This window comes from Janthinobacterium silvisoli (assembly GCF_014200725.1).
GTDB lineage: Bacteria > Pseudomonadota > Gammaproteobacteria > Burkholderiales > Burkholderiaceae_D > Janthinobacterium.
This window is the reverse complement of the sequence record NZ_JACHCL010000007.1, coordinates 190,372-209,514: the sequence shown is the minus strand read 5'-3', so window position 1 is coordinate 209,514 and position 19,143 is coordinate 190,372. Positions and strand designations below refer to the sequence as shown.

18 protein-coding genes and 1 tRNA gene are annotated in these 19,143 nt (G+C 45.5%); 8 read left to right on the top strand and 11 right to left on the bottom strand.

The genetic code is table 11. The features are described from left to right. Positions 1 to 348 precede the first annotated feature (348 nt). Complete coding sequence (locus HDE75_RS23820) at positions 349 to 1,335, top strand: NPP1 family protein (protein WP_183681195.1); 987 nt, start codon at positions 349 to 351, stop codon at positions 1,333 to 1,335. Between the two features lie 24 nt (positions 1,336 to 1,359). Here the strand turns inward: HDE75_RS23820 and HDE75_RS23815 are convergent. Then, a tRNA-Gly gene (locus HDE75_RS23815) sits at positions 1,360 to 1,433 on the bottom strand. A gap of 189 nt (positions 1,434 to 1,622) precedes the next feature. Between HDE75_RS23815 and HDE75_RS23810 the strand changes: the two genes are divergently transcribed. After that, the gene (locus tag HDE75_RS23810; RefSeq protein ID WP_183681197.1) at positions 1,623 to 2,852 is read left to right on the top strand and encodes a phospholipase D family protein; all 1,230 of its coding nucleotides are present in this window, start codon (positions 1,623 to 1,625) and stop codon (positions 2,850 to 2,852) included. Between the two features lie 27 nt (positions 2,853 to 2,879). Here HDE75_RS23810 and HDE75_RS23805 read toward each other — a convergent pair whose 3' ends face one another. Beyond that, complete coding sequence (locus HDE75_RS23805; protein ID WP_183681199.1) at positions 2,880 to 5,678, bottom strand: DNA methyltransferase; 2,799 nt, start codon at positions 5,676 to 5,678, stop codon at positions 2,880 to 2,882. 225 nt (positions 5,679 to 5,903) lie between these two features. Here HDE75_RS23805 and HDE75_RS23800 point away from each other — a divergent pair, with 225 nt between their 5' ends. Both HDE75_RS23800 and HDE75_RS23795 read left to right on the top strand, forming a co-directional pair. After that, positions 5,904 to 6,191 carry an H-NS histone family protein gene (locus tag HDE75_RS23800; protein WP_183681201.1) on the top strand — a complete coding sequence of 96 codons (288 nt, stop codon included), beginning with the start codon at positions 5,904 to 5,906 and terminating at the stop codon, positions 6,189 to 6,191. Between the two features lie 95 nt (positions 6,192 to 6,286). Beyond that, on the top strand, positions 6,287 to 7,327 hold the full coding sequence (locus HDE75_RS23795; RefSeq protein ID WP_183681203.1) for a PDDEXK family nuclease: 1,041 nt from the start codon (positions 6,287 to 6,289) through the stop codon (positions 7,325 to 7,327). Between the two features lie 177 nt (positions 7,328 to 7,504). Here the strand turns inward: HDE75_RS23795 and HDE75_RS23790 are convergent, their stop codons facing one another. From HDE75_RS23790 to HDE75_RS23765, 6 genes are all read right to left on the bottom strand, one after another. After that, a complete protein-coding gene (locus HDE75_RS23790) occupies positions 7,505 to 7,798 on the bottom strand; it encodes a hypothetical protein (RefSeq protein ID WP_183681205.1) in 294 nt (97 codons plus the stop codon). A 111-nt stretch (positions 7,799 to 7,909) separates the two neighbouring features. Beyond that, complete coding sequence (locus HDE75_RS23785; RefSeq protein WP_183681207.1) at positions 7,910 to 8,140, bottom strand: hypothetical protein; 231 nt, start codon at positions 8,138 to 8,140, stop codon at positions 7,910 to 7,912. A 105-nt stretch (positions 8,141 to 8,245) separates the two neighbouring features. After that, positions 8,246 to 8,686 carry a hypothetical protein gene (locus HDE75_RS23780; protein ID WP_183681210.1) on the bottom strand — a complete coding sequence of 147 codons (441 nt, stop codon included), beginning with the start codon at positions 8,684 to 8,686 and terminating at the stop codon, positions 8,246 to 8,248. Positions 8,687 to 9,259: 573 nt separating this feature from the next. Then, on the bottom strand, positions 9,260 to 9,655 hold the full coding sequence (locus HDE75_RS23775) for a hypothetical protein (protein WP_183681212.1): 396 nt from the start codon (positions 9,653 to 9,655) through the stop codon (positions 9,260 to 9,262). Positions 9,656 to 9,871: 216 nt separating this feature from the next. Further along, complete coding sequence (locus tag HDE75_RS23770; protein ID WP_183681214.1) at positions 9,872 to 11,011, bottom strand: tyrosine-type recombinase/integrase; 1,140 nt, start codon at positions 11,009 to 11,011, stop codon at positions 9,872 to 9,874. 411 nt (positions 11,012 to 11,422) lie between these two features. Next, the gene (locus HDE75_RS23765; RefSeq protein ID WP_183681216.1) at positions 11,423 to 12,208 is read right to left on the bottom strand and encodes a hypothetical protein; all 786 of its coding nucleotides are present in this window, start codon (positions 12,206 to 12,208) and stop codon (positions 11,423 to 11,425) included. Positions 12,209 to 12,413: 205 nt separating this feature from the next. Here HDE75_RS23765 and HDE75_RS23760 point away from each other — a divergent pair, with 205 nt between their 5' ends. The 4 genes from HDE75_RS23760 (at position 12,414) to HDE75_RS23745 (ending at position 17,292) form a co-directional block, all read left to right on the top strand. Next, a complete protein-coding gene (locus tag HDE75_RS23760; RefSeq protein ID WP_183681218.1) occupies positions 12,414 to 13,133 on the top strand; it encodes a hypothetical protein in 720 nt (239 codons plus the stop codon). A gap of 160 nt (positions 13,134 to 13,293) precedes the next feature. After that, on the top strand, positions 13,294 to 15,027 hold the full coding sequence (locus HDE75_RS23755) for a hypothetical protein (RefSeq protein WP_183681220.1): 1,734 nt from the start codon (positions 13,294 to 13,296) through the stop codon (positions 15,025 to 15,027). A gap of 63 nt (positions 15,028 to 15,090) precedes the next feature. Further along, entirely contained in the window at positions 15,091 to 16,122 is a 1,032-nt protein-coding gene (locus tag HDE75_RS23750) for a hypothetical protein (RefSeq protein ID WP_183681222.1), read from the top strand. Between the two features lie 765 nt (positions 16,123 to 16,887). Further along, the gene (locus tag HDE75_RS23745) at positions 16,888 to 17,292 is read left to right on the top strand and encodes a hypothetical protein (RefSeq protein WP_183681676.1); all 405 of its coding nucleotides are present in this window, start codon (positions 16,888 to 16,890) and stop codon (positions 17,290 to 17,292) included. 224 nt (positions 17,293 to 17,516) lie between these two features. Here HDE75_RS23745 and HDE75_RS23740 read toward each other — a convergent pair whose 3' ends face one another. The 3 genes from HDE75_RS23740 to HDE75_RS23730 form a co-directional block, all read right to left on the bottom strand. After that, a complete protein-coding gene (locus tag HDE75_RS23740) occupies positions 17,517 to 17,750 on the bottom strand; it encodes a hypothetical protein (protein ID WP_183681225.1) in 234 nt (77 codons plus the stop codon). A gap of 124 nt (positions 17,751 to 17,874) precedes the next feature. Next, positions 17,875 to 18,573 (bottom strand): hypothetical protein, encoded by a 699-nt coding sequence (locus HDE75_RS23735; RefSeq protein WP_183681226.1) that lies wholly within the window; start codon positions 18,571 to 18,573, stop codon positions 17,875 to 17,877. A gap of 89 nt (positions 18,574 to 18,662) precedes the next feature. Further along, a complete protein-coding gene (locus HDE75_RS23730) occupies positions 18,663 to 19,043 on the bottom strand; it encodes a DUF1249 domain-containing protein (RefSeq protein ID WP_183681228.1) in 381 nt (126 codons plus the stop codon). Positions 19,044 to 19,143: the final 100 nt, after the last annotated feature.

The window sequence follows — 19,143 nt, the reverse complement described above, 5'->3', positions numbered from 1 at the left end:
AGAAAACGTACAGGATAAGAAAAAGCCGTGCGGGACACACCTCGGCAAACCGTCAGCTTGCTTGGCGCCATCATGCGCAGCAGCCTGGTCGAGGCGCCCCAAGGCGCAGGCTGCATTATAACAGCCGCGCTATCGCCCAAACCGCCTCAGTTCCCCATTGAAAACATGGCGCGCAGCCTGCATTGCATTTTCCCGCCATGGTTTCCAGCACTTATAAGTTCATGAATGTCAACAGATTGTCATATATGTATTGTAATATCAAGCCGATATTGTTTCCCATGGGAATTATTTCACTTGCTTTTACGCCTGCGCTACGGGTCGCAGCACTTCACTTACATAAGAGGAAATATGATGAACCAGACGTTCGATGACAAGAGTTTCAAGCTTCCCAAGTTTCTAAAAACCACCTTGGCGGCCATTCCGCTATCGCTACTGGCGCTGCATGCCCTGGAGGTACGGGCCGATGAGCTTCCACGCTGGGATACGGCGATTACGAAATACAATGAAAAACAAGTACGCAACTTCCATCCCGTATTCGATTTCGACTCCGATGGCTGTTATCCGGCGACGCCCTTCGACCGCAATGCGAACTTGCGCCAGAATCCCGGCCGCAACGCCACCGCCTCGCTGTCGGGCAACTGCCAATATAGCCATTGGGGCGTGTATGCCAACACGATACACCGTCAATTGTGCAAGGCAACGGACGAAGGCGGCAACAAGGTCGAACGTTGCGCGCACTTTTATGAGCTGTACTTCGAAAAAGACCAGGCGGTCGGCCTGACCTTCCTGGGCGGCCACCGCCATGACGTGGAAACCGTCATCGTGTGGACCGGCAAAATCAATGGCCAGGGCGATTTTATTTCCCACACCAGCGTCAGCGCCCACGGCAAATTCACCACCAAGCGCCTGAACGAGATCCTGAACCAATCAGGACATCCGATGGTCGTCTACCACAAGGACGGCGCCGGCACGCACGCCTTCCGTTTCGCCAACGCCCAGGACAAGGCACATGTCGAATTCCTCGGCAACTGGGGCGAATTCTATGCACCGGATATCATCAGCCACTACAGCGCACTGCCATCCTGGGACAACGATGAATGGACACGCTACCAGGCCAACCGCAACTACCGTCTGACCCTGGAAGGCTCCAACTTCGGCAGCGCCAGCTTCAAGACGCGCAATGACGGCGAAATCCTGAACAACGCCAACAGCGCGATCCCCCGCAACGACCCGTTCTGGCAAAACTTCTCGTTCTCTTACGATGATGTGTGGGCAACCAGGGCGCAGGAATTCCAGGCGAATTATCCGCAGAATTATCAACAGATCAGGGAGTAAGCAGGCGGGGAAACGTCAGGAGACTGGAGCGGGTGAAGGGAATCGAACCCTCGTCGTAAGCTTGGGAAGCTTCTGCTCTACCATTGAGCTACACCCGCGTAGCCTGCATTCTACGCGGGTTTCCAAGCTGTTGGCAACGCTGCAGCATGGTTGCTGTGATCGAAAATGCGATGGCCGATTTCACCGAGGTGTGATGGCCTATCGGGCATTCACCACAATATAATTCACAAACGGTTCCTGTGAGCAACAGCTTGATATAATGGCCACCTTAATTGAAAAGGTTGCCAATGCCAAATTTTTCGCTGATAGCTCCACTCGACCAGCCGCTCGGTTCACGTCGATTGCTCGATGACATCAAACGTTGCCTAGCTGACCCTGCACTCCATGAATTCGGTTTTGTCGTGGCCTTCGCAAAGGTGGGACCTTTTTACCGTATTCAAGAGCTATTACAACAGTGGAGGGCAGCAGGAAAATCCAGTGTAGGAATCTTTGGTATTGATCATTGCGGCACCAGCGTTCAAGCTCTCGAATTCGCGGTTGAACACCTGGACAGCGTATTTTATACGCAGCACAGAGGCAACAGTTTTCACCCAAAAATCTACTGGTTCCGTGGCAAGACCAAAGCAATTGCATTTATTGGCTCTAATAACTTTACCATGGGTGGGATGGAGCTGAATTTTGAAGCCGCAGTAGAGTTACACTTTGAATTGCCGGACGAAGAGAAGATGTTCAACCAGGTTCATGCGATGTTTACATCACTTCTGCCTGGCACTTGCTCAGCAACTCAAGTACTAACCACCGCGCAGCTTTCGCAACTGACCCTTGAAGACTTGCTATTAGATGAAACAAAGAAGGGCGCAGGAGGAGCGTCCAGCGGCAAGTATAAAATCGCACAAGCTCAAGCTAAGCTTCCCCGTCTACCGGTTAAACCAATTAGTAGCCTGCCAGTAAATATTGTATTTGGAAAGCCGCTTAAGAAGAAGGAGCTGGCAGCAAAAGCTGAAGCTATAACCGCGCAAGCTGCCACTGTCGATGTTACTAAGCCATTAGTACCTGTCATTGGAATAGCGATGCAAATTACACCCCATGATAATGGTGAAATTTTTCTTAGCAAGAAAGCTGCGACGCAAAATCCCGCTTTCTTCGGAATGCCTTTCACTGGGAAAACTACGCCGAAAATAAAGAAAAATCCCAGTTACCCACAGCGTTTTCCAGACCCAATTTGCAACATTATTGTCTATGGAAAAGGCAACAAGATATTACATATAGATAAAAAATATGCATTGAACACTGTATTTTATACAAAAAAAAGTGAGATTCGCGTAACAGCCTCACCTTTAGTCGCACACGTTCCATCATACTCAATGATGATAATGACCCCCTCCGATGAGGCTGGCGTCGATTATGAAATTCAAATCTATACGCCAGATAGCCCTGATTACAATAATTGGTTAGCTATATGTAATCAAACGATGCCAGGAGGGGGCAAGAAACCGCGTAAGTTTGGATGGTTCTAATACAGAAATTATCAATTAACCGAATAACTACTTTCGCAATCTAAGTACGACGTTTTCGGTAATCGCGTTCTTGATGTGTAAAAGATTTTCCGTTGTTACTGAAATGTCAATTCTCTTCAATGCCGTAAAGCCTCTGGACGATGCGATAATTTCTATTAAATCAGTGGACGGAATACGAACTTCTAAACCGTCTACTGTCATTTTACTATCGCCAATTACAATCATTGCCTCAGCGCCGGGTTTACACAAACGATATAGCTGCTCCAGAACACCATCCATATCCTTCAAGAAGCGGTGCATTAAAGCAGGCATGTTTCGTTTTCTAAATCCAGAATCGGTTGATGCTTCGATTGAGTTTTGTAGACCACGGATAAAATCTCGGCATTCCAGTGGAAGATCATTCCGCTCAAGAAAGTCTGTCTCAAGAGCCCTACGGGTCGATACATTCAGTTCGCGGCTACCTGTAAGAGTCTGTTCTATAGGGCGCCGCTCGGCGCCACTCATCCCGAACAAGACCAACAACGATAACCGATCCGTATCAATGTATGGCAATGCCATGGCATACGGTGGACTGGTCAACACCAAATCAATAGATTCATCACCCAAGCCCATTAAGTCGTAGGTTTCCTTAAGTCGATTGTCACCGTAAACTACACGCGAGCTAAGAAACTGATTCGGCGCGTATCCTCGTACTTTCCAAAATTTCTCGATTCGCCCAAACTGAATTGACAACTGCTCCTTGTACAGCGCAAAAACATCCACATCTTCCAGTAAGACCTTACGATAGCGAATTCGCAAATCTGTAGGCTCTTGTTGAGAAACATCGCGCACAATACTGCTGAAAACAACCTCAAGAAAATCGCGTGCACTTCCGTGACTACCGTTCCTTATGATCGCTAAAAGCCAATTCAACTTACGTGCTACCGGATCAGCAAACCATCTTTGGATTTCTTCAAGGCACTCCGCTGGGAACTGATCGAGCTCATTAGAAAAATTCTCTGGAGCTGATTCAATGGAATCTAATACTGCCGATACAACTTCAGTAAGAAGGTCTGGATCGACTTCGACAACTGAGGTTTTTGCCCGTGCTATTTGTGCTGCAAGCGGGTTCAAATCGCATCCGTAGGTAGCATATCCATTCAGATGTCCTTCCAAAAGAGTAGTCCCACTTCCACAAAATGGATCTAATATTTTCGCGCCGGGAAGTAATGCTAATTGGTTGATTAAACCCTTTGCAAGTTGAGGATAGAATTTCCCCTTATACGCATGTATACCATGGGTGACATACTTTGGATCTTTACGAGCGCCAATATTCGAAGCCATCCCATTTTCTAATATGGCTTGCCATGTAGGCTCCTTCCGACCATCCGGATACTGAATCTGATGTGTGAAAACCAAATTCCTTATATGAAGAAGTTCTTCTATATTTGATATTTTTTTAATCTCTACATCCCATTTCCCATTTATTGCTTCTGCTCTGCTTTCCCCCTCTCGCAACAACTTTTCATACGGCCATAGTTTATAGGGTGGAGGCTGAAGTAAAATATGAGTTGGATGTGATACTTTTCTAAGAATCAGTATTGATTCTTCGGCAGCACGTCGGCCGGCAGATGAAAACGAACGTTTTGTTTTATGCAAAGATCTTTGAATTATATGGCTTGATTCAAAACCAAACTCTACTGCCCTATCAGCAAGAAGACGCGCGGTATCGAACGTTTCTCCTTTATAAACGGAGTCACCAATAACTAGAACTGCATATCTACCATGCTTCAACACACGACCAATTCCGGAAAGAGCTTGCAGCATATCAGCGAAATAGCTCTCAAATCCGCTATCTTCACGTTGATGTTTTAGATGCGATCCGATTTCAACCTTACCCAACGCAATCGGGTCAAACCCCAACCAGAGCAAACGAAAACGATGATATAGGTGATAATCGGTTGCATTTCCATAGGGGGGCGAGGTCATCACGAGATCAACTGAGTTATCAGCTATATCGTTAGAGTTCAAGCGCCTAACATCCCCAGTGACGAAGCTAGAAATTCCATAACGTGTTGCTGGGGCATTCCTAGCGACCGATCGCATCACAGATTCAAATTCTTTAATGTAACGTTTAGTCGTCTCGCCAACGGCAACTTCGCGCGGAACGCTCTTATAGCGAGTTTCAGAATCTTGAAACGAGGCTGAGAGAACTGTACGGGACAATGCTAGCAATGCAATGTTTGATGCAGTTTCACTCTTCAGTTGCTTTATACGAAATTTGATATGGGCAAGTTCACCAAATGCCGCATCAGCAAACCACTTTTCGCAATTTGCAATTTTTGGCGCATGAACGCTGTACTTGGCGACCAGTTCGCTAGGGTCTGATGGCAATGAATCCAGCAGTGCTCTCATTGCTCCATGGAGCAAGTGGAGTTCGGCAGCTGACTCAGGTGCAACCCGCGCGGTCTTGACCTTCCCTATCAACGCAGCCATTGGATTTGCATCAACGCTAACCGCGCGTCTGCCAAGGCGGATGGCCTCTAAAGCAGTAGTACCGCTACCGCCGAATGGGTCAAAAACAAGTTCGCCTCTTGAGCTAAGCAACGAGACAAACGTGCCAGGAAGTTGTGGAATGAATTTCGCGGGGTATGGATGAAGATCATGCCCAAGAAAACGGGTATCGTCATGTGTAAAAGCTAAATCGAGTTTTCCTAAATAATCAAAGGCGTCATCGGTGGTTCCCGTATGTAGTGGGATTTCGGTATATTTCGGCACGCTAACCTCATCATCCATTGAGGAGAAGGCAGAGAGTTGGGCTTGTGTTTGAGGCTTAAGTGTACGCATATCTGGGATTATAGACTTTTCCCAGATCTAAGTCGATGTCTGCAGCAGTGTGCTGTGAGTTGTAGCCGTTTTTTTAGCTGCCTTAGTCGCTGTAACCTTGAACAGGGGATGTTGTCGTAACAATCGTCGGCAGAGCGTCTCGTTAAATCCAACGCGCTGTAGCATCAATTTTTTCGATGAACTAAGGTAAAGTATGATCCGCCACCAAAACCACAAGGGAAACACATGACCACGTATCAAGAGTACACCGCGAAGATCGCAGAACTGCAGTTGCTTGCGGAAGAAGCACGTAAGAACGAACTCGCAGGTGCAAAAGCACAAATCGCTGGCATCATGAAGCAGTATGGTCTGAGCATCGACGACCTCAGGGAGACTAAAACGAAAACGGTCAAAGCTCCAAGTACAGTCGCAGTGAAGTATCGTGATGATGCTACTGGCGAGACCTGGACCGGTCGTGGCCGTCCGCCAAGGTGGCTGGAAGGTAAGGATAAAAATCAGTTCTTGATCAAGTAAGATGAAGGCTGCTCTGCAGCCTACACACTCTTTTGAACACCTATGCGCTCCACGAATTTTCGTAGAGCGCAACATTTCGCAAGAAAATTCTCATAATGCCACTCTACGAACTTTCTTCAGATTTGATAGCTGAAATCCCTACCGTAACCTATGCCTCCCTCGGCCTTCGTGAGCGCGAAGACGTCCAGAGGGTGTTACGGGAGCATATCGATGTTATATCGCCAGATACGCTTATTCTCGCAGAAGAGTTTGGGGAGTGGATAGACTCTCGTAGGCGGATTGACCTGCTCGGCTTGAACCGTGATGGCAGCCTTGTTGTCATTGAACTAAAGCGGACCGAGGATGGTGGACACATGGAGCTTCAGGCCTTGCGATACGCGGCAATGGTTTCCACTCTCACATTTGAACAAGCTGTAGATGCACATCAAAAGTTCAGAGAGTCGCGTGGACTACTTCCCGCTTCTGCTGAGATCATCATTCGCGAATTCCTTGATATTGCTGACGGACCAGTAGCATTTAGCAACAAGGTACGCATCATCTTGGCATCTGCCAATTTTTCCAAAGAGATCACGTCAACTGTTTTGTGGTTGAATGCTCAGGGACTTGATGTAGTGTGTGTCAAGATGCGCCCACATTCGTTCCAGGGCCGAGTCTTACTGGACATTGAGCAGGTAATTCCATTGCCTGAGACAGCTGCTTTTCAAATTGCAATTCGCGAAAAGTTAGTTGCCCAAGAAGCCTTGGCCACCAGTGGCCGTGATCTTACCCGATATCGATTGCAAACGTCTCAGGGGGAAACTTTTGCCAATTTACCAAAAAGACGGCTCATATACAAAATAGTTGCCGAAGCAATCAAGCTTGGAGTCAAGCCGATAGAGATTCTAGATGCTGTTCCTTGGCGACAAGCAAACATGTTCATTTCAGCACCTGGGAGATTATCTGGAGTTGCGCTCATGGCCACTGCTTCAGGGAGATCAGCAGCACGCTACTTCTGCGATGACGCCGAATTGTTCCATGTCGATGATCATACGTACTCGATGAGCAAACAGTGGGGACTTCGTACTGAAGACGCCGTAAAGAAAATCCTAGATATCCTCCCTACGAATCACGGGCTACAGTATGAATCCGAGGTGTAAATTTTTATCACCTAGCATATAGCCTCATATATGTTAGAAAACGATTTTAAAACGCCTAGAATCGATTTTTATTTGACTCGGCGCGTCGCTGCATCTTAATCCGTTCCACGCCGTAGAAACGTTTCTAGTCGTTTGTACGGCACGACCTGAAATCGTGAGATAAATCTCTGCGTTCAGTCAGACAAGACGTATTGCCTTGCACAGCCGTCCGCTGTCAGGACATATCTCCCTGGTAGCAATAAACTTGCCTGTCTCTAGTAGAGCCTCGATCACATAATTGTCAGCAAGCTTGGTATCCCGTTTTTTCGGAAAGCGCTTACGTAACCATACGTCGAACGAATTTTCCTTGGGGTGATTTCCCAGTTTCACGACTCTTTGGCCCTGCACGATATAACTTCTGTCAGATGCTTTAATGGTATCGATCAGTTCTTGCTCATCAAATGCCAGGCCAGTGTGGTTCAGTTCAATCATAGAATTCGTCCGCTTATCGTATCAGCACAAAGATAAAATTGCCGACGATGATAACAGAACGGTGGGCAGCAGAGGCTGCAATAGCAGCCATGGCAATTGATTTATAGGGCCTTAGTTTTCAGGCGTCAGCTGATCAACAATGGCACGGATAATCTTTGTGACAAGATCCACGTTGGATGGCGATAGCTTTGTAATCAGTTCGATGATCGCTTGAAGGGAGGCATCATCATGGACGTCAGAGGGTTCGGGCTGCTGAGCCATATTGCTCAGCCTGGCACCGTCCAGTTCCGTGGGTTGATGAGCTGAAGCAGTCTTGCGAATGATGGGCTTTTTATTGGTCATGCTGGGCTTTCGATCATTGATGGTGCTAATACCGTCAATGCTGAACGCCGAGAACCTCAACGTAACCTGTTGCTAATTGATCTGCGTGCCTAACCGATCATCCCGCTACGAGCCATTTTCCTGGCTAGTAAGAACACACCGAACAATGCTCTCCACCATACGGATGTTCTTCGGCGACAGTTTTGCAAGAAGCTCCACCACCGGCACGATAGCCGCTTGATTCTTGCCGACCACCACAACACCCACTTCACTTTCATCAGCTTTTTCAGTGGCCTTGGCAGCTCGCCGCTTGCCGGTGCCAAAACGCAGCCATTCAGCTGAAACCTCTAGCCACTCCGCCAGGTTCATCAACTTCGCTTGGGTAGGTATCGCATCGGCAAGCAACCATTTACGCACAGTTTGCGCCGCGATCTTATTGGCTGGGTAAAGTGTATTGAACTCTTGCGCAATCTGCGTAGGACTAGCGATAGGCAGACCCACACGAGTTAATTCCTTCTTCAGCCGCTCGCTGAACTGTTGCCTGAGCTTTTCATTGGTGTTTTCCATGATGCCGGAAGCTACCTACTATGAAAGTAACTCTACAGAACTATATAGTTTGCAAAGTAACGCAAAGTTACTATACACTGCCGTTTTAGATGGGGCCGTCTTACGCCCATGCCAGATTTCGGTATGACTTGTCACAACTGAATGGCATACGATTATCAATAGAGGTGATCAGTTGAACACACATGACAATCAACACAATATTCAAAATTCCCAGGAATCAATAAGAACAAATTTGCTCAAGCACTCTGAACATGAATTAATTGCTTGCCATACATGTAGCTACATAGGTCCTGCGGGACTGTCTCGGTATGCACTGGCCGAAGGCTTCGTAAACGGTTTATTCATCTTCTTCATCATCGCCTTGATAGTTGCTGTAATTTTCATCGCTAACAGCTATCCCATGTGGCCGTTCTGGCTAATCATATTGCCCGTGATCGCGTACGTGACTTCTGGCCCTGCAAGAGTTTACGAATGTCCAAACTGCTTGGCAGAAACAATTAGACATTGACAATGAGGATTGCGCTAACAGCGTGATCTCTCAACTTACAGCGTAGTAGCTAAGACACAGTAAAGCTAGAACGCATCTGCCCATTGATCCCAAAACCCAGGTGCGTCATGGTGAGCATTTTTCATGCAGTAGCCCAGCGTGTAGAGTGTGAACCTTACCCCCTCCCAACGCATCGTGCTATCTGCGTCTTCCAGATACGCTTCCAATGCCAAGTAAACCGGGTCCTGTAAGTCATAAGGCAAGTCAATGTAGATCTGCCCTCTATACGACTCCATGCGTGTCTCGCTGGCGTAGCCGCCACATTCACGGTATGCGATGACTTTTTGATCAAGCCAAGCGAGGATTTTTTCACGCATTGGATTCGCGGAATAGTCGCCAACATGACTAAAAAACTCCAGACACAACACGTCACGCTGCTTGGCACGTGCGATTTGATCGATATTTTGCAAAAATTGGGGCATAGGCTTACCTAGTTAAGTGAACGGGGTATTTATAGAGCAGTGACTTGAAGGACGATGCATCATCACTGGGCAAAAAACCCTTTTACCCCCTACAGTCATTGGCAGCTAAATTGAGGGGAATTGATGAAGATTTGTCGAGGTAACGCTTGCAAATATGCGGCGTCTTACGAAAAAGTAAGGCGGCAAAAATCGTACTTTTTTGCCGCACGACTTCAACTAACCCTGCAGTGCATTAATGATGCCGACGGCCTTCTTACTGGCATCGTTCGGGGCCAGGTGAGCATAGCGTTGCGTCATCTTCGGATCGCTGTGCCCCAGCAGAACTGAGACTTCAAACAAACTGACGCCGTTCTTTACAAGCTTGCTGGCATACGAGTGGCGCAGCGTGTGCATTGTGACCTTTCCGCCCTTCTCCCTCACCACATCAGGGTCGTTCATTCCTGCACGATCCATCGCCTTCTTGATCGCCTGTGCGGCATAGCCGCGTGCTGTGCCCGATTTGTTTTCAAAGACGTAGCGGGCATCTTGCCGACGATCAGCATGACGACGCTGTACGACCTCGCGCAGCCGATCCGTCATGAACAGCACGTCTTCATTGTTAACCTTGCTGCGATAGATGTTTAAGGTTCCGGCCTCCAAATTAACAGCCGTCCATGGCAGGTTCGCAGCTTCGGAATATCGACAGCCAGTATCAAGGAGCATGATCACCAGGTCGTAGTTATCTTGAATATTGCGCTGCATTTCTGGTGTGCGTGCTTCCAGCGTTTTAACGCCGCTTCTCACCGTGTTCGGGTCGAGTTCACGCAGCAATGCAGCCTCATCGTTGGAATCCAGATAGCGCAGGCGATATGACGTCTTCAGCTGCGGAAACACCACGTCGCGATTCGTTTTGTAACCCAGTCGTTGCATCTCGCGCAGCGTTGAGCTAATCAACCCGATCTCATGCTTGATCGTCGCAGGCTTGTCACCTTCGGCCTTCCGTTTGGCCACCAAGCGCTCAATGTGCTTGGTCTGGATCTCATGTAAAAAGAGGGTTGCGGGAAGCCCGTAGCAAGGATTTTCATTCTTGGTTTTCGGATCGCGTTTGCTGCCGAACATCTTGCGCGAGATCGACTCCATGCCCCGATAGTATGAGAACTGCTTGCGCGGCTCCAAGTACTTGCTCACAGCATCACGCAACGAGATTTCTTCTGCTTCGCCGAGGTAAGTTTCGCTATGGATTTTGTTGCGCATCTCACGCTCGACCTGCAACGCTTTAGTTTTATTTCCCGTGCCTGTACTGCCCACGTATTTCTTATTCTGTGCCTGAAATGCGTAATACCAATTACTACTGTTATTTCTTTTGTGCAATCCCAAAATACTCTCCGCTGAATTAATATAGACAACTACATCATCAGCTATTTATGCAGACAGCTCAACGGAGGTATTTCACCCGAATAATTTATAATAAAATATATCTATCATCACTCAAATTAGCTACAAGCACACCAAAAAAAGATATCAATAAGACAATGCATCAGAAACACTCTGGCGGCCTTACAAAGCTCGGCTTCATACTGAGGCATACCTAACATTTGTAACGCCCCACAAGGCCTGTAATTGAAAACCCTCCAAAACAGCTTAAAACGCTCATCAAGGAGTTACAAAGTTAGATACAGGAAATCCAGCAAAATACCATGTAAATTGGCAGGTGTAATCCTCGCATTAAAGTGATATTTTATGCAATGAAACGTTGTAGGTATCACCTAATTTTAAATAGATTACCTCCTATAAACCCAGTACCTCACTGGTAGAAACCGCTTCATCACAGACATCGGACTCCGGCTTAGCGATATTGGGGAATAGCCCGCGTTCGGTATTTTCTATGATAATTTTTGCAAAATACACATCTCTTGCTATCGAATTAGCTATCACAATATTGTTTGCAGCGTAATCTTTCCTTTCTTCATAGCTCATTTGTTCCAATATAGAATTATCTAATTTCTCAGCGCCTCCGAGTTCTGCAAGAGTGATAGATGGATAATTTTTGTGAACGTCATAAACCTTCAATCTTCTCTTTAAAACATCAATTTCTTTATTGCTCGGAATAGGATTTAAACCATAAAGATGGTACAAATCTAGAGCTAAGTTTGAATGTCGTTTTTTCTTCTTAGCGTTCGGATTGGTTTTTAATGATTGCTGATGCTCTTGTTCTAAGCTTTCACTAATACGACGCTTTAGAACCTTATCAATCTCAGCCAGAATAACTTCTTTCGGCGCATAAACATTTACAACAAGGCCCAGTAGATCATCTGCATAATCATCGAACATGTAATCAAAATCCGCCTTCGTTTCAATTTCATTAATCACAAACATCGGCTCGATATCTGAAAATAAAAATTGATGTGTAGGCCACCATTCTTCCCAAGACAGCGCGTGTACGTCACCGAAATGACTATACACATCCTTCAGGTGTTGCTTGAACTCCCCCACTCCACCTTTTGAGCAACATTCTTTATAAAGGACGGAACGTTTCAAATATTCGTACCACAGTTGGTACACCTGCTCGTCCATTCAGAACTCCTAAATTATGTCTATATACAATCAAAATTAAAAAAATGGATGCAAATATACGAAAGCTTACGCCCCCGATACACTAGCTTTACTTCTTGACCGGCCGGTTTTTTAAGTCCCCCTGCCTATACGTGTGGCTATAAGCACGTAGGGCAATCAATCTTAATCAAGCTGCTTTTTGCAGACTATATGAAAGACAGTTCACATGGAAAACCAAGCTATCCAGCAAGTAGAAGCAAACGATGACGTTGGCACGACGACGCCCACACCGCAAGTCCAACCACATGATATGCCAGGAGTGGCAGGCATCGCCAATACCGATTTGCAGCCTGTCACGGCAGTGGCTGATTCACTGCCAATACCATCGATGACCAAGCATGAACAGCGTTACCAACTCGCCAACAAATTCGCTGTGACCCGCTGCGAAATCGAATCGCAGGTAAGCGCGGCAGTCAATGCTAAATGCGGTCAGCGCTACAAGGGCACGTTCGAGGTTCGCTTTGACAATCCGAACGAGGTAACAACGAAGACACTGAGTACTTTTTGCAATAACGGTGCTGTGTTCTTCACGGCCGATGATCTTGAACAGCATCCAACCTTGAAGAATATCCGCAAGGCTGAAGAGGGAATTAACCTGTCTGCGCTGATGAGCCGCGTAAAACGTCCTACCAACATTGACGATAACTCGTGGCAGGAACTCGAACAAATGTGGAACAACGTATCGAAGACACTCTACAGCCAAGGCATTGCACCTATGCACATCCGCATTTCGGGTGTGTTGACGGCAAACGGGTTAGGTGGTCCGAAGATCAACAAGAAGCTTGGCGGCAGCATTGATGTCAATAGCGGCAGCCAACTCGATGTTATGTGCAAAGTGCTTGATGAATTGAACGAATCGCTCGTCCAGCACACATCGATCAACTAAAGGCATAGGCAAAGTGAGCTACTGAATGAATACATCAAACTCAGCTGTGAAGGCGTGTATTCATTCTTAGTCTCACTGTCAGCGTTGGCGTAGGGAAGACTGCACTGAAGGGACACTCAACAATGCCGCATAAGTAAAAACTTAAAATTATAGATATTACATGAAAATTGCCATTAACGAAAAAATTGACTACAAGCCAGAAAATGGAGACTCAGCTGCCTTTTGGTCATTGGCTAACGAATTTAGCAATGTTGATATTAGCCTCGAAGAGCTTGCTCATCATATTAATATGGGGCACTCTTTTTGTGCGCAGCATGAAGGTAGCAGAAAATCGGAAAACTTTATTTGTGCAGGCTATCTTGCAGTAGATATCGACAGTGGTACGACTCTTGCAGAAGCATTAGAAAACGAATGGGTAAAAAGATATGCAGCATTAATTTATGTTACGTGGAGCCACACCGATACATATAATCGTTTTCGTATTGTATTTGAACTGAATCGGGTAATCACTGACGCTCAAGAAATGAGAGCAGCCTTCATCGGGTTGATAAGGAAATTCGGGGGTGATCACTCTTGCAAAGATGTGTGTCGAATATTTTTTGGCAGCAAAGGCCGTCAGCAATTTATCTTAGGCAACACTTTGCCTAATGATATTTTGGATGATTTAATCGAAAACGGAAAAATTAAAAAGGTCAATGCAGAGTCAGGTGATGAAACAAACGCTGGAACGAGCGCGATTCGATCTAGTCGCCAGCTCGACGTGGATCACATTGTAAAAACTGCTGAGGGTAGTTTCGAGCAGGTAAAAACGTTGCCGCGGCCTACACGAGTACATTGCCCATTCCACATCGACAAGCATCCGAGTGCATTTATCACTGAATCTAGAAATAATATCACAGGTGTACATTGTACCGTATGCAACGAAACATTTTGGGAAAAATCAATCTCACAGCGTCACTTACAAAATTTTGACTTCTATCAGATAGATGCAGACCTGAATTTTATCGAGTACCACGAAGATCCTTCTAACATGTACGGGGACGATGCACCTAAAGAATTTTTATCAAACGATGACCGGACAATAAGATCGGGAAATGAAAAACGTTTGACCGATATTGAATTAACGGACGGAATTATTTTAGTGCGTAGCCCAAAGGGATCCGGTAAGTCATTTCAATTATCAAAAATCGTACAGCAATGTAAGGTGCTAGAAAAATCGGTATTATTGATAGGCCATCGTCAATCATTAATTGCGGCACTCGCTGCTGATCTGGGACTGACATGCTACCTTGATCAGGAAGATAAGTATGGCGAGAGAATTACTGTTTCAAAATATTATGCAATTTGCTTAGATAGCGTTCCAAAAAAGCTGGATCTCAATTTTCATAAATTTGACGTTATTATTATTGATGAATCCGAACAAGTTTTTTCACACCTGACGGCCGATACGCTTAAAAGACAACGTCGTGAGTGTTTTCTTAAAACCGAAAGATACTTAAAAAATGCCAGTACAGTGATAGCATGCGACGCCGATTTGAGCTACTTAACATTGTCAGTGATTGCTGCTTCACGAAACGGTGAAATGCCAACAAGATTTTATGTGAACCGCCATAAGCAAAGTGGTAGAGATATTGAGATTTACAATAGCGAAAACCAATTGCTATCTGAATTGATTTCTTCAGTTAACACTGGCGGAAAATTCTACGTGACATGCAACTCAAAAAGAAAAGCAGATCAGATTGCGAAAGCAATTGAAGACACAGCAATGCGCGAAGTTAAAATTCAATTGATAACAAAAGATAATTCTCAAAGCAACGAAATAAGACACTTCGTTGCTAACATCAAAACAGAAATTACAAAATTTGATGTTGTAATTTCATCGCCGTCTCTCTGAACAGGAATCGATATTACGTTCCCTAATGACGAGGTTTTGATAGATGGAGTATTTGGCTTCTTCATGCCACGTATCAATACACATTTCGATATCGATCAGCAACTCTGCCGTGTAAGACATCCAGGATTCGTAAAAGTCTGGATTTCGCATGAAAAGTTTTCCTTTGAAATTGAGCCAGATGTAATAAAAAGAAATATAGTCGAAAACGGGGAATTTACAGACTACTTGATTGGGTACGACGAAAAAAATAATAAGATATATGATATGGACGACTCTCTGTTGTCATTATATGCAGAGGTACTCGCTTTAAGCCGTGCGTCTAAAAATAGTATCAGGAAACATTTTATCGATCTTAAAACTTATAATGGATGGAATGTCACAGAGGTGAAAACCGATACAAGAGAGGCTCAAATAGGAAGCGATGCGTTCAAAAAATCAAAAGAAGAAATTGCACGACTACGATGTGAAATGATATGTAACGCTGAAAAAATTACTGACAAAGAAGAAAAACGTTTGAAAAATTTTAGCAGTAGGACAGCACTCATGGAAGCGAAGATTTCTCGTTACTGGATTGAAAAATTTTACGATGAAGATATTTCGCCAGCGCTAGTTGAATTAGATGATGAAACAAGATATCAGTCAAAAGTAAGAATGATGGCCGCATATTTGAGCAATGAGGACCAATCAATAAATCATGACAAGCCTCAGCAGCAAAATTTTTCTGCAGACAGAAATTTTAATTACACGAGAAAAATACTGCTGAAGGAATTATTTATTGCTGCAAAATTGTGCGACGCTGAAGGAAAATTCATTAAAGATAAACTTATTTGCCACGAGGATTTAATCGAATTCAAGAAAATTTGTAACTCAAAACGCGGAGAAATCGAGACAATACTCAAGATCGATGTACGAAATGATTTGGATAAAAAGCCAATGACACAGCTTGGCATATTTTTAAATCTTCTTGGAATTTCGCGAAATAAACCAAAAAATTACGATTTGAATGGAAAACGTGTAAGGTATCATGCAATTAATTATTCCACACTTGAGGAAGTAGTGAAATATGCTAAGAAGCAGTTACGTAAGCTCGAATAGATACTGATAATAAACTAAAAAGCATGGGCACTTGCCTCCCTACAGGAGGCAACGAACACCCTTTCACCCTGATGTGTGTGCCACACATCAGGGTGAAAGGGTGTTATTGGTATTAACCAATATTATTCCCGAAACATACTTCTATTAACCAATAAAATTTATCCTATGCTGGGTCAAGCGTATAACATATATTATTTTTTGTTAGTGATTGAATTAATCTGTTGTACGTAAATTTACGTGGTAGAGTTTCACGTAGCCCAGTTACCATGCATGCGTATAACATATATAATTTTTTGTTAGTGATAGTATTAATCTGTTGTACATAGACTGCATCGTTTACTACCAAACTCTGTACCGGCCAATGTTCGGGACAACAGGTATTGATTTTTGTTAGTGACAGGAATGGTGTGTTGTCCGGGCAACAGCCAGTTGTGGTAGCTCAGGCGCAATCAAAACATGGATCTTTGGAAGTTGCATATTTGACATCAATAGGTGTGAGGCTATAAGGGCGGTTGCATCCGTTATAAGCCAGCAAAGCTTCTGACGTAGCTCTCGCAGCCCTGTATTCATGCGGGCCTTAAGCGGATAGCCCAGCGGGTGTGATGGGAAATGAGGTGGCTGCCCACCGAAAATTGCTGTCACAGCGGATGTTGGCATCAGTGGATCGTGACGAGGTGAACAGGTTTTGGCCTGCAAGCTGGTCGTTGCCTAGCCGGTGAAAATTGTTGATGGTAAAGGCTCCTTAAACAAGTGAGAACCTACATCATGAATGCAAAGATTACTTCAACCGAGCTGCCGAAGACAACGAACAGCCAGCAACCGGCAATGCCATCGAACGCTGCCACTACGGTGCAAACAACAACGGCTAGTGCGTCGCCCAGCGTGACTGGACCGATTAAAAACGCCGCTACGCCGATTTCATCGACGCCGACGGCGGATACGACGGGAAGCGAAGGAAAACCCGATACCGGCGTGTCAACTACGCCCAAGGCCGAGAAGAAGCCGAAGGCGCCGACGAAGATGGAAATCGCATCCGCCATCTACGTGCGCATGTCGAAGCAAAAAGAGATGACCCGCAAGCAGATCGTTGAACAGTTCGTGGCCGAAGCCAAGTTGAGCGCAGCGGGTGCCAGCACTTATTACCAACTGATCAAAGCGAAGCTGGATTGATCAGACGGTTCTCGGCGTGACAGCTATATACGGTCAAGGTCGTGCTCCAAATATTGCTTGGAGGTCATGCCGTCACATAGCTTCAAGTTGTCACAAAAACTACACAATTGGTCACATTATTATTGTTACTTGCACATGAAAACGGCCTTGTATCCCAAGGCCGTTTTCACTTTGAAACGCATACTTTTTTCACTTTGAAACGCATACATCAAGGTCCGGTGGAGCTACTTAGCCTTGATTTTGCTGTAGATCGTACTTGCTGGAACCCCAGTCATCTTCCCAAGGGTCTTAACAGACATGCCATTGTTGTAGCCGTTCTGCAAGATTTCATCTTGCTGTTTTGGTGGTTGTGATTGAAAAACTGCGCGATTGAAACGATTTTGTTGTGTTTCGAAAGCATCGCCGATATTTTTCAGCAAATCTCCGATGCTTGGTGCTTGCGCATCATTAGTGCTCATTTTATAACTCCAAAATGTGATTAGGCACATACATGCCGGGAACTGAATCCTTATCGAGGACTCTGTGACAGTATGGTAAAACATAAAATTAAGATAAAAAAGCAGCTCAGCGCGCAGTCGGAAATTAAGCCGAATTTTTTTTAGGACGGCCGCGTTTTTTCGTGAAGTAAGGTACAAGATCTGGTGCATCAGCGAGGTATTTACTCAAAGTCTTGATTCCCCCATCTTGCGCGTAAAACGGCACGCCTTTAGATATCGCAAGCTCTCCCATAGCGGAACAAATTTCTCTTGCTGCGGCATTAATAGAATCCCAACGCTCGCCTGCTTCGCAGCGCTGCTTAATAATGCGCACCGCTTCTGCGCCAACGTCTTTGTAGGGTTCAGTTCGGTGTTTGGCTGAGTTCGAAGCATTCTGTGACAAAATCTGATCAACTTGGGCATTTATCGTCCCATCAAGATCGCGTACATAGCTGGCAGCATTTTTGGCACTACTGCAAAAGGACATAGAGTCCATCGCGCATGACCAAGCACGACGACGATCTCCTTTAATAAGCGCGATTTTCGCCTCAGCCAAATATCCACACGAGATCATAAATATTTCGTAGTCATGAATGCCTTCATGCTCATACGCCTTTTTTAGTAGTTCATCACCGAAAACTCTTTCTGCAACCAGTGGAAGTAACACTGACCGATAGAAGTCATCAACAGTCTTTCCGGGCACCAGTTGCTGATACACATGCGCGAGATTGATGAGCAGTGCTCTATTAATGAAAAACTCAAGAGTTTTTTTATCACGTGGAACTGTAACCTGCGGGATGCTCATTAGCGCCTAAAAAAATTTAAAAACTATAACAGCATTTTGACTGATTATAGCCATTGCTATGTAGCATTTTCCCGCAGTTCAGACTTCGGCTAACTTCGGCCCTCAGCAATCATCTTCGTTAGCCACTGTCCCAGGAAATTGTTCAGTTCCGCTTTTGCAAGTGGGCTGAAGGCCATCATTTCGAGGCAGAACACCTTGCGAGAGCCGAAGCAATCAATGTACGTCAGCGCGCCAACGGTCTCTGCCAGAGGAAACACTTCGATGGTCATATCAGGGTCAGGTATCGCTGCACCATGCAGTCGCTGGAGGTAGTGGCTCATGCGCAGTACCAGACGATGCTTGTGGCGCTCGATCACCTCTACATGCACATCGGTATGGCCCACCACTGTGAGCTTTGCAGGCCCGATCATCTCATGCAGTCCAGGAAGAAGTTGCAGCAGCTTGATGTAATTTTTCTGATATAGGTCCATGCTGGTTCCACGTTATTTTTGATACGGGAACCATCCATGCAAAAAGGAATTCGGACAACGCGGCGGTGCAGAGAAAATAAAATTTAATGCAATGCATACA